At 69.4% G+C, this 11,144-nt stretch carries 9 protein-coding genes and 1 pseudogene; 4 read left to right on the top strand and 6 right to left on the bottom strand.

Going from position 1 to position 11,144, the window contains the following annotated elements:
• Nucleotides 1–148: 148 nt before the first annotated feature.
• A complete protein-coding gene (locus AB0J58_RS42320) occupies nucleotides 149–559 on the bottom strand; it encodes an alpha/beta fold hydrolase (RefSeq protein WP_364226955.1) in 411 nt (136 codons plus the stop codon).
• A gap of 308 nt (nucleotides 560–867) precedes the next feature.
• Nucleotides 868–1,518 carry a restriction endonuclease gene (locus AB0J58_RS42315; protein ID WP_364226952.1) on the bottom strand — a complete coding sequence of 217 codons (651 nt, stop codon included), beginning with the start codon at nucleotides 1,516–1,518 and terminating at the stop codon, nucleotides 868–870.
• A gap of 386 nt (nucleotides 1,519–1,904) precedes the next feature.
• Between AB0J58_RS42315 and AB0J58_RS42310 the strand changes: the two genes are divergently transcribed.
• Nucleotides 1,905–2,531 (top strand): glyoxalase, encoded by a 627-nt coding sequence (locus AB0J58_RS42310; RefSeq protein ID WP_364226950.1) that lies wholly within the window; start codon nucleotides 1,905–1,907, stop codon nucleotides 2,529–2,531.
• Between the two features lie 96 nt (nucleotides 2,532–2,627).
• Complete coding sequence (locus tag AB0J58_RS42305) at nucleotides 2,628–3,083, top strand: pyridoxamine 5'-phosphate oxidase family protein (protein WP_364226948.1); 456 nt, start codon at nucleotides 2,628–2,630, stop codon at nucleotides 3,081–3,083.
• A 333-nt stretch (nucleotides 3,084–3,416) separates the two neighbouring features.
• Here the strand turns inward: AB0J58_RS42305 and AB0J58_RS42300 are convergent, their stop codons facing one another.
• Nucleotides 3,417–4,325 (bottom strand): WD40 repeat domain-containing protein, encoded by a 909-nt coding sequence (locus AB0J58_RS42300; RefSeq protein WP_364226945.1) that lies wholly within the window; start codon nucleotides 4,323–4,325, stop codon nucleotides 3,417–3,419.
• A 556-nt stretch (nucleotides 4,326–4,881) separates the two neighbouring features.
• On the opposite strand from AB0J58_RS42300, the gene AB0J58_RS42295 reads away from it, so the two are divergent.
• Nucleotides 4,882–8,445: a WD40 repeat domain-containing serine/threonine protein kinase gene (locus AB0J58_RS42295; protein ID WP_364226943.1), complete on the top strand. Its 3,564-nt coding sequence runs from the start codon at nucleotides 4,882–4,884 to the stop codon at nucleotides 8,443–8,445.
• A gap of 70 nt (nucleotides 8,446–8,515) precedes the next feature.
• On the opposite strand, the gene AB0J58_RS42290 is transcribed toward AB0J58_RS42295, so the two are convergent.
• Nucleotides 8,516–9,109 carry a TetR/AcrR family transcriptional regulator gene (locus AB0J58_RS42290; protein WP_364226941.1) on the bottom strand — a complete coding sequence of 198 codons (594 nt, stop codon included), beginning with the start codon at nucleotides 9,107–9,109 and terminating at the stop codon, nucleotides 8,516–8,518.
• A gap of 72 nt (nucleotides 9,110–9,181) precedes the next feature.
• Here AB0J58_RS42290 and AB0J58_RS42285 point away from each other — a divergent pair, with 72 nt between their 5' ends.
• The gene (locus AB0J58_RS42285; protein WP_364226938.1) at nucleotides 9,182–9,976 is read left to right on the top strand and encodes an MBL fold metallo-hydrolase; all 795 of its coding nucleotides are present in this window, start codon (nucleotides 9,182–9,184) and stop codon (nucleotides 9,974–9,976) included.
• A gap of 197 nt (nucleotides 9,977–10,173) precedes the next feature.
• Here AB0J58_RS42285 and AB0J58_RS42280 read toward each other — a convergent pair.
• Together AB0J58_RS42280 and AB0J58_RS42275 are read right to left on the bottom strand one after the other, a co-directional pair.
• Nucleotides 10,174–10,395: pseudogene (locus AB0J58_RS42280) on the bottom strand (nuclear transport factor 2 family protein); the annotation flags it as partial.
• Nucleotides 10,396–10,443: 48 nt separating this feature from the next.
• Nucleotides 10,444–11,144, bottom strand: a 701-nt coding sequence (locus tag AB0J58_RS42275) for a WD40 repeat domain-containing protein (protein WP_364226936.1), incomplete at its 5' end; no start/stop codon positions are given.

The following is an 11,144-nucleotide window of genomic DNA, read 5'->3' as shown; positions in this document are numbered from 1 at the left end:
CCCAGTGGAGACGGTTTTCCACGCCCCAGTGCGCACGTTCGTAATGGTTGAGGTGGGCGGGGCCGGCCAGGTCAGCGGGCAGGCTGGTGATGCCGTACACGATTGAGCAGGGCCTGGGCGGCGGCGCGGGCCAATGGCTGACTCCCCTTCACGATTCGGTCCAGCCGTGCGGGTACGAGCCGTCCACGGACACCACTCCCAGGACGCGGCCCGGATTCCGGCCGGCCCAGTGCAGCGCGACCGGCGCGCCGTAGGACCAGCCGACCAGAAGCGGCCGGTCCACGCCTCTCGCCGCAAGGACGGTGTCGACGTCACGGACGTGCGTCTCGAACGAAGCGGCCGTGGCCGAACGCCTCGATCGACCGCGGGCCCGCATGTCGTAGGTGATGTGCCGGTAGCCGCTGCCGAGTTCGGCGATGACGCGCCGCCAGTACGACTGAGTGGCGAACTGGCCATTGAGGTAGACCACGGGACGACCGGGCCCGCCGGTGTCGGTCACGGCCAGCGCGGTGTCGTCGACCGGCACCATGCCGGTCCAGGTGGAGTTCACGTTGGTCACCCGTTCAGCGTGCGCCCTGACCTAAGGTCAAGGTCAACCCTCAGGGGGACACCCACGTTAGGGGGACACCCACGTTCGCCAGCGAAGTTCGGTCAGTCGGTCGGTGATGCCGAGTTCATGGAGCCACCGCGCCGGCCGCTGGTGTCGTACGGGGTGACTCGTTCGCCTACCTGGTGATACGCCCGGCCCTGGAGGGTGCCGGAGCCGAGTTCGGGGCACGTGCCTATGGAGCGCGCGGCAAGGAGGCCGCGCCCCCCGATGCAAGCCACCACACGGCTTGCCGCACAGCCCCAAGGGAAGATGCATGATCAGCCTTGGTGTCGAGGAGGCCATAAGCCGCCGGTTGCGCGCGTCGTTGGAGCGAGGGTGGAGGCTCCGTTCAGCCAGGCGGCGAGTTGCTCGCGGTCGATCAGAAGCAGGTTCGTTCCCGCCGCGCACTGTTCGGCCGGCGCGGTGAAGCGGGTCGTGGTGACGAGAACACCTCGGTGCCCGGGATAGGCGTGGAGGGCACCGAGGAGGTTTCGCACCTCGGGCGAGCCGACGGATTTGGCCCAGCGCTTGCACTGGATGACGAACAGATCTCCGCTGGGAGCGGTTCCGATGACGTCGACACCACCGTCACCACTGCCACCGATCCTGCGGACCTGGTGAAACCCGTCCCGCCTTAGCAGTGCCTCGACCAGTGACTCGAACTCGACGCCGGTCATCTGGTCGACGCGTTCGAGGCGGGCGTTGTCTCTCAGCCACTCCCGCTGCCGGGCGTCGATCGTTCGACGCCGGAGCACGAGCAGGCCGATCAGCCCCGCCACCAGCAGGACCGTGAGACCGATGACCAGTGGCCAGTTGGCGACGACCACGTCGATGAGCCACCTGGCGACCACCAGGAAGACTGCGATGGCCACCGGCCAGAGCAACCAGTCCACGTTGCCCTGACCACGGCGTGATCTTCGTCGTGCCATCGGCGGCCTCCGGGGGTGAGGTTGGGGAGTTTCCGCCGATGATGACCACGAGGACCGACAGTTTTCTCTGAAGAGGTGGTCGTCAGGCGGGTGGCCAGTTTCGCAGGGCCGTGTCGGCGACCTTCTGGAGTTCGTCGCGGCCGGTACCGCCGGCGGCCTGGACGGCGATGCCGTTCGCCACGGTCATGACGTACCGGGCGAGCAGTCCCGGGTCGCTGCCCGGGGGCAGGTCACCCTCGCCGACGGCCCGCTGGAACCGGTCGTGGATGCGGGAGCGGCCCTCGTTGCGCCAGGCGGTGTGCGCGCCGTCGGGGACGCGAACAGGTGACAGGACCGGTCAGGAATCAAGAAGCGCTGGTCACCGAGCCGCGACTAGCGTCATGGCCATGACATCCATCGAATCCGTCACCCTCGACGTGGCCGACCCCGCAGCCGCCGGCCACTTCTACACCGTCGCCTTCGGCCTGGACACGCAGATACGCCTGCGCGCCTCGAAGGCGCCCACGACCGGCTTCCGCGGGTTCACACTGGCACTCACCGTGTCCCAGCCGTCCACCGTCGACAGCCTCATCGCCACCGCCCTCGACGCCGGCGCCACGACACTGAAGCCCGCCACCAAGTCGCTCTGGGGCTACGGCGGCGTCGTACAGGCCCCGGACGGGACGATCTGGAAGATCGCCACCTCGGCCAAGAAGGACACCGGCCCCGCCACCCGGCAGATCGACGAGATCGTGCTCCTGCTGGGAGTCACGGACGTGGCCGCGAGCAAGAGGTTCTACCTCGACCAGGGCCTTACCGTCGCGAAGAGCTTCGGCCGCATGTACGTCGAGTTCGCCACCGGATCGAGTCCCGTCAAGCTGGCGCTGTACCGGCGCCGCGCCCTCGCCAAGGACGTCGGCGTCGCCCCCGATGGCACCGGATCACACCGGCTCATGATCGGCGGCGACGCCGGATCCTTCACCGACCCGGACGGGTTCGCCTGGGAGACCACCTCGCCGGCACTCACACCCTGATGTGCCACCGCCGCCGGGCTCGGGATGGTGGCCGCGCCCCCGGTGAACCGATCGACGACCGACGGAGCGAGCCCCCACGAAGTGACCGGAGGAAACATGACAGGCGCGCCGCCGCGTGGACTCAAGGAGAGGCTGCGGGACACTCGCACGAGACTGGAGAGCGACGTCGATCTCTGGGTCGCGACGTCGGGCTCCCCGGGCGGCGCCCACCTCATCCCGCTCTCGTACCTCTGGGACGGGACCGCGTTCCTCATCTCGACGCCGCGCGCCTCGGTCACCGGCCGCAACCTGCTGGCGGACGACCGGGTACGACTCAGCCTCGGGCCGACCCGCGACGTCGTGCTCGTCGACGGCACCGCCGAGCCGGTGGACATCACCGACCTCGCCCCGGAGACGGGCGACGCGTTCGCGACCAGGACCGGTTTCGACCCGCGCGAACTCGACGAGCCCTACCAGTACTTCCTGATCCGGCCGCGGCGCGTCCAGGCCTGGCGCGAGGCGAACGAACTGCGCGGACGCGACCTCATGCGCGACGGCCACTGGCTCGGCTGACCACCCACCCGGCGAACGATGCGGCCAAGGACGCGGACTTCCAGCGGGGATCCCTCACCCGGCTCCGCACAGATCCCCCGCACCGGTCGCGGAGGCCGGGCCGCTGACCTGCGGCCCGGTAGCAGATAGGTGATCAGGGCACCTGATCGCGATCCGTTCCCTCCGGGGCGCTGCGCCGAGTCGGCGACGGTCGCCGGTGAGATCCCGGTGCCGGCCCGGTTTCTCGACTTTCCGGCCCCCCCTACGCGCGGGCGCGCGAGCTCCCCGATCGGCCTCCGGGAAGGATCGGGCCGGATTTCGGCGGTAGGGCTGCAGCGGTGACGATCTACCGGGTCAGCGGGTCGGCCACAACTTCACGCTGTCGTCGCTGCTGCTGGTGGCGAGGGTTGTGCCGTCCGGGCTGAAGGCCACCGAGGTGACCCAGTCTGTGTGGTCGATAAGGGTGGCAATGGTTTCGCGGCCGGCCACGTCCCACAACTGCACCGTGCCGTTGAAACTGCCGTTGGCGAGGGTTGTGCCGTCCGGGCTGAACGCCACCGAGAAGAGCCCGGCGGTGTAGCCGGTAAGGGGGGCGACGGCGTGGCGGCCGGCCACGTCCCACAACCGCACCGTGCCGTCGCTGCTGCTGGTGGCGAGGGTTTCGCCATCCGGGCTGAAGGCCACCGACCAGACATCGCCGGTGTGGCCGGTGAGGGTGGCGATGATTTCGCGGCCGGCCACATCCCACAACTTCACGCTCTTGTCGGCGCTGCCGGTGGCCAGGGTTTCGCCGTCCGGGCTGAAGGCCACCGACTCGATGACGCCGGTGTGATCGGTGAGGGTGGCGATGATTTCGCGGCCGGCCACATCCCACAACTTCACGCTCTTGTCGCGGCTGCCGGTGGCCAGGGTCGTGCCGTCCGGGCTGAAGGCCACCGAGGTGACAGCGCTGGTGTGGCCGATGAGGGTGGCAACGCTCTGGCGGCCCGCCACGTCCCACAACCGCACCGCGTCGTCGCGGCTGCCGGTGGCGAGGGTTGTGCCATCCGGGCTGAAGGCCACCGAGAAGACACAGTCGATGTGGCCGGTGAGGATGGCAACGCTCTGGCGGCACGCCACGTCCCACAACCGCACCGTGCCGTCGTGGCTGCTGGTGGCGAGGGTTGTGCCGTCCGGGCTGAACGCCACCGAGTAGACCGGGTCGATGTGGCCGGTGAGGGTGGCGCTCGGTGATCGGCGCTGCTGCGGAGGAGTCGTGTTCACACCTGTAGGTGTAGAAGATCACGCTTGAGATTGACTTGAAGGCGTCTGCATCACCTGCTGCCCGCCTGGACCGAGCAACTCGCCGGCGGCGAACGGCTCCGGGGTGCGGCCGCGCCTGGCGGGCCCGGCATTACCGGGGTGTGCGGAACATCGGAACCGGATCGTGCGCTTGTACGCTCCGTGACGAGCCATCGCAGACAACTGCCGGGCATTGTCAATCGACAAGTGTCCGCGACCTCTGGCCCCACCCGCCCCGTGAAGCATGGTCTGACAACGCACCACTCCACCTGCCGTACCGGACAAAACCGGAACGAACGCAGCGGCAGTGATCATCAGCCCACCACGGGTGGTCACCCCATCCGTTATCGCAGGTCAGACGCTACTTCGTGGAAAATTTCTGCATTGCTACCGGGACCCCTCATAGTGCCGGGCTGCCACGAACAATGACCGGCATCAGGCGATCACCAAGGAATGCGGATGATTTCCTGACAATGCCGCGCCTCCATGACGGCGCGAACTGGATATGGCGTCACGAACAAACAATCTTGTATATCTGATGTCCATGGTGGCGCCGCTGTTACCCAGTGATCCCCGGCAACTCGGTTCCTACTGGCTGGCCCGACGGCTCGGCGCGGGCGGCCAGGGCGTGGTCTACGAGGCCTACGACAGCCTGGGCGACCGGGTGGCGGTCAAGGCACTGCGCGAGGACTTCATCACCGACGCCTACCGCGACCAGCTGCGCAAGGAGGTCGCGGCGCTCAGCCGGGTGGCCCCCTTCTGCACCGCGCGGATCATCGAGGCCGACCTCGACCACGTTCCCCCGTACCTGGTCAGCGAGTACGTCCCCGGGCCCGATCTGCAGAACCGGGTGGACAAGGACGGGCCCTACCGCCCGGACGACCTGCACCGGCTCGCGGTCGGCATCGCCACCGCGCTGTCGTCCATCCACCAGGCCGGCGTGACGCACCGGGATCTGAAACCGGCGAACGTCCTGATCGGCCCGGACGGTCCCCGGGTCATCGACTTCGGCATCGCGCGTACCGAGGAGATGTCCCAGAGCGCGACCGGGCAGCTGAAAGGCACCCCGCGCTGGATGGCTCCCGAGCTGTTCCGTGGCTACCGTGCCTCACCGGCCGTCGACGTCTGGGCGTGGGGTGCCGTCGTCCTGTTCGCCGCCACGGGCACGCCGCCCTTCGACGGTGACAGCATGCCCGCGCTGATCCACCGGGTCCTTCATCACCGGCCCGAGCTCGATGTGCTGCAGGAGCCGCTGCGGTCCCTGGTGGCGCGGGCACTGTCGCACGACCCGGCCCGGCGCCCCGTACCCCGGGAACTGCTGGAAGGCCTGATCGGCGGCCAGGGTGCGCCGGAGGAGGGCACCGCGGTCGCCGGGGCTCTTGCCGGCACGGCGCTCCCCCCGTCGCTGGCGCAGGTGGCCGAGCAGGCCTACGCCGGGCTCGCACCGCACGAGCAGGCCGTCGTACCGCGCGTCCTGCTGCGGATGATCGCCGTGAAGCCGGATGCCCGGCACACGCTGCGCAAGGTCGCCGCCACCGAGTGCCTGGACACCGAGACGGCCAAGCAGTCCGTCTGGCACACCCTCGACCGGCTGGGCGAGGCGGGGCTGGTGGTCCGCGACGGCGCCTTCCTCACGCTCGCCACCCCGGCGCTGGTGCGGGCCTGGCCTCGGCTGCGCGACTGGATCGCCGACGAACACGAGGTCCTCGACGCCCACCACGAGCTCACCGACGCCGCGCGGCGCTGGCAGAGCCGTGGCCACAAAAGCGGTGACCTGCTGTGGGGCGGCTCGCTCGACGAGGCACTCAGTCTTGTCGTGGCCGGTCGCCGGCACCTCACCCTCAACCTGGCCGAACGCTCGTTCCTCGACCACTCGGTGCGCGCCGCCCAGCACAGGCGGCGCTACCGTACGCTGCTGAGCGCCGCCCTCGCGGCCCTGCTCGTCGTGTCCACCGCGACGGCGGCCACCGCGATCGTCCAGGGCATCGAGCTGGCGGCCACGAACGAGATCATCTCCGGGCAGCGGGACACGGCCATCGGCGACCGGGTCGCCGGCCTCGCCACCACGATGCGGCGCGTCGATCCCGCCGTCGCCAAGCAGCTCGCCGTCGTCGCCGCGACCTTGGCGCCCGGCGGTCAGGCGGCCCGGAACGCGCTGGCCACGCTCTACAGCCAGCCGGAGCAGTACACCTACCGGCCGCCCGGCGTCGACGGCCACTGGCGGATGAACGGAGACGGCACCCGCCGTCTGATGGCGTACGCGCACGGCCACGAGGTGAAGCTCGCCGATGTCGACTCGCGCCGGGTGGTACGGACGATCACTCTGACCGGAGAACCGGTCGACGACGGCGCTCTCGGTCACGTCCTGTCCCTCACCGCGGACGGCAGGACCATGTCGCTGGTCAGGAAGGACGGCACCGTCGGCGTCTGGGACACGGCGACCGGCCGGCCGCGGCCGGTGACGATCCGCATTCCCGAGCCGTACGCGGCGCTCGATCCCACGGGCACCCGCCTGCTGAGCTTGGCGGCGACGCGGGCGGTCCTCTGGGACGTCGAATCGGGAAAGCCCGTTCTCGACATCCCGTACCAGCTCCTGGGCGCGACCTTCACGCCGGACGGGCGCTCTCTGGTCGCCCTCCGGGAAGGAGAGTTCGAGTACTGGGACATCGGCAAGGGCACGAAGACGCCCCTGCCCCGGTTCGGCGAGGACTCCGAGAGAATCAGCGACCTGGAGGTCAGCCCGGACGGCAGCCGCCTCGGCGTGATCAAGGGCGACCGGGTGTGGATCATCCGCCTGGACAAGGAGGACGTGAGCCGGCGGCGGCTTCCGAAGAACGACGACAACATCGGGATCGCCTTCAGCGCCGACGGCAGGTTCGTCGCGGTCGGCGGCACCGTCTGGGGCACCGAGGGTGTCCACGACCAGTCATGGGAGATCGTGGGCGAACGCGACGAGCCCGTCTTCAGGTACACCGGCGGCTGCGCCAACCCGGAATTCGGCCCGGGAGACCGCACCCTGCGCTGCGCGGATCACGGCACGGGGACCGTCACCGTCCTGTCTCTCAGCCCCGTCACGGACTCGGTCAAGCTCACCGACGCCTTCGTCGGCTCCACCGCGGTCCTCAGTGAGGACGGCTCGACTCTCGCCGTCGAGTCCCGCCGCGACCTGGAGATCTGGGATCCGGTCAGGCGGGTCAGACGGGGAGCGCTGCCGCTCAACGGTGTCGCGGGCACCAGCGAATCGCTGTTCACGTTGTCGAGCGACGGAAAGCTCCTGGCGAGCAGCTTCCGCAGCAGCGGGAAGGTCGAGATCTGGGACGTCGCCTCGGCGACCAGGAGGATCACCCTGCAGACCGGGCACGCGATCAGCGACCGGGTGCCCCTCAGGTTCTCGCCTGACGGCAGGACGCTCGCGGTGCTCACCAGCCCCACCATCAGCTCGACCTTGTTCGAACTGTGGGACGTGGCCTCGGGAGCCCTCCGGGTCAAGTCCGCCGGAATCCCGCTGGAGTTCGGCCAGGGCATCGACAGCGAACTGCGTGTCCTCTTCAGTCCCGACGGGCGGACCGTGCTCTCCGGACCGGACCAGGGTGTCCTCGACGTCGCCACCGGCAGGCGAGTCCTCGCCCCCAACCTCGAAATGAGCCCCGCCAAGGCCCGCAGCCGGGACGGGCTCGTCGTCGTGGTCGACAAGGACAAGATCGGGTTCTGGGACGCGCGGACCCTCCGGCACAGGTACGACGTGCTCCCCGGCGCGGAGCCGGGCAACGCCGTCGCCTTCGCTCCCGACGGGAAAGTGCTCGCGCTGGCCGACACCACGGGCCGGATCCGCCTGTGGGATGTTCCGAACAGACGCGCCCTGGGCCTTCCGCTCGCCGGTTTCCTGACACCGAAGGACAAGGTCGGCCCGGACAAGATCACCACCATGGCCTTCTCGGCCGACGGCGCGGTTCTGGCGGCCGTTGACGACGCCGGCCGCCTCCGCACCCACCTCATCGCCCCCGACAAGGTCAAGAGCGCCCTCTGCGCCCTCTTCGGCCCGCTCTCCGAGGCGGACTGGAGGACCCACATTCCGGAGATTCCCTACCGCCGCACCTGCTGACCGACGTCGGGCACAACCCTTCCGGGCGCTCCGGGAAAACCGCCGATGCCGTCTCCGTGAGTCAACGCGTTCACCGGGTGATGGCGGCCAGCATGAGACGCCGTGCGCGCGCCGCTGCAGTGGCGTCGGCGAGTAGCTGAATCTCCTGGTCGGCCGACATCGCGATCCCGGTCAGGGTCGTCACGAGGTCGTCCGCGTCCAGCGTCGCGGTGATGTCGCCCGCGGTCCGCGCGATCACGATCTGCTCGTGCAGGAAGGCCCGCCATCGGGTCACGGTGGTGAGGAGGAGGCTCCGCAACTCGCCCGGTCGGCCGTCCAGCTCGCAGGACGCGGCGGTGATGAAGCACCCGTTGGGAAACGGGCTGCCGTCCAGGTAGCCGCACCACAGATCGATCAGCACGCGCAGGCGCGGCAGACCCGGCTCCGCCTTCATGCTCGGCGTGACGACGGCGGCGACGAACATGTCGGCCGCCTTGGCCAGCACGGCGGACTGCAGTCCGGCGCGGGAGCCGAAGGGGCCGACGACGCCCGCCTTGCTCATGCCGAGGGCTTCGGCCAGGGAGCCGATGGTCAGCGCGTGGAGGCCGTCGCTGGAGGCCTTCGTCACGCCGGTGGCGACGATTCGGTCGCGGGTCAGCTGGGCCGCCTCGGCGGATCTTCTCATGGTTGACCAGTTTAGCAAACGATCGTACGCTATCCAGTCAACGAACGATCGTACGCTAAAGGGGTCCGGAAGATGCGTGTTCGATGGCTGGGCTGGGCCGGGGTGGAACTGGAGGCGCGGGGTCACAGCGTGGTGATCGACCTGCTCGGCCGCCCGGAGGGGGTGCTGGAGGACACTCCGTTGTCGGCGCCCATGCCGAAGGTCGTCCGGCCGCGCACCGAGGGGGACGTGATCGCCGGGCTGTGCACGCACCTGCACCGAGACCACACCGATGCCGCGGCACTGGCCGAGGCGCTCCGCCCCGGTGGCCGGGTGTTGCATCCCGTCTCCTTCGGCGGCGACGACCACGAGAACCTGTGGACGCTCAAGGCCGACCGCGAGCTCGACGAACGGAACCTGTCCCGGCGCCCGATGGGCCTGTGGGAGACCGTCACGATCGGCCCCTTCACGATCGCGGCCGTTCCAGCCGTCGACACCCTGGGTGATCCGCAGGTGTCCTGGGCCGTCGAAGCGGGCGGAAAGCGCGTGCTGCACCTGGGCGACAGCATGTTCCACGGCTACTGGTGGCGCGCCGCCCACCGGTTCGGGCCGTTCGACGCGGTGCTCACTCCCATCAACGGGCCGACCGTGTGCTTCCCGCACTGTCAGCCCCCGAGCCCCTATCCGGCCTCGCTCGACGCCGGCCAGGCGGCCGTGGCCGCGCGCCTGCTGGGAGCGAGGGTCGCGGTGCCGATCCACTACGACGGATTCCACATCGACGGCTTCTACGACACGCGACCCGATGAGCTTTCCCGATTCCTGGACGCGACCTCGGCCGAGACCTATGCGGTCGCCGCCCTCAAGCAGGGCGAGGACCTCGCCCTCTGAGAACCGTTTCCCGGATCGGGAGCCGCGGAGCCATGTGATCAAGGTCGCGAGCGTGACGGCGTCCCCGCGCACCGGTCGTACGCCGCCTTGTCATCCGCCGGGAACTCCGGCCCGGTCCCGGCTCAAACAGCGCCGTGACCGGCCGGCCGGTAGGCGCAGACGTCGGCGACGGCTGCGAGGTCCCAGTAGAACGGGCGTCATTCGAGCATGCGCCCGTTCCTGACGGTGATCAGCTGCATGATCAGGGTGTCGACCTCCCGGCCGGTGGCGCGGGCGCGGAAACGCACCCGGTTGCGCACCGCGACGGTGTCGCCGTCGCCCCAGTGTTCCTGCTCCAGGAACTCCATCGACTCCCGGACCTCGCTGAAGGCGGCCAGAAACCGTTCCATGCCCTCGTGGCCGCGCCACGTCCCCGTTCCGGTGACCGGATTTTGGTGGTAGGGCTGAAGCGGTGATGATCTACTGGGTCAGCGGGTCGGCCACAACTTCACGCTGTTGTTGCTGCTGCCGGTGGCGAGGGTTTCGCCGTCCGGGCTGAAGGCCACCGAGGAGACCCAGCCGGTGTGGCCGGTGAGGGTGGCGACGGTGTTGCGACCGGCCACATCCCACAACCGCACCCTGTTGTCGCTGCTGCCGGTGGCGAGGGTTTTGCCGTCCGGGCTGAAGGCCACCGAGAAGACCCAGCCGGTGTGGCCGGTGAGGGTGGCAACGATGTTGCGACCGGCCACATCCCACAACCGCACCCTGTTGTCGCTGCTGCCGGTGGCGAGGGTTTTGCCGTCCGGGCTGAAGGCCACCGAGTTGACATCGCTGGTGTGGTCGGTGAGGGTGGCGACGGTTTTGCGACCGGCCACATCCCACAACCGCACCGTGTAGTCGCTGCCGCCGGTGGCGAGGGTTTTGCCGTCCGAGCTGAAGGCCACCGAGTGGATAGCGGCGTTGTGGTCGGTGAGGGTGGCGACGGTTTTGCGACCGGCCACATCCCACAACCGCACCATGCCGTCGTTGCCGCCGGTGGCGAGGGTTTCACCATCCGAGCTGAAGACCACTGAGTTGACAATGCTGGTGTGGCCGGTGAGGGTGGCGACGGTTTTGCGACCGGCCACATCCCACAACCGCACCATGCCGTCGTTGCCGCCGGTGGCGAGGGTTTCACCATCCGAGCTGA

Origin of the sequence: Streptosporangium sp. NPDC049644 (assembly GCF_040675205.1) — a bacterium.
GTDB classification, from domain to species: Bacteria; Actinomycetota; Actinomycetes; order Streptosporangiales; family Streptosporangiaceae; genus Streptosporangium; species Streptosporangium fukuiense.
The sequence above is the reverse complement of the archived record's forward strand: the minus strand, read 5'-3'. Positions and strand labels throughout refer to the sequence as shown.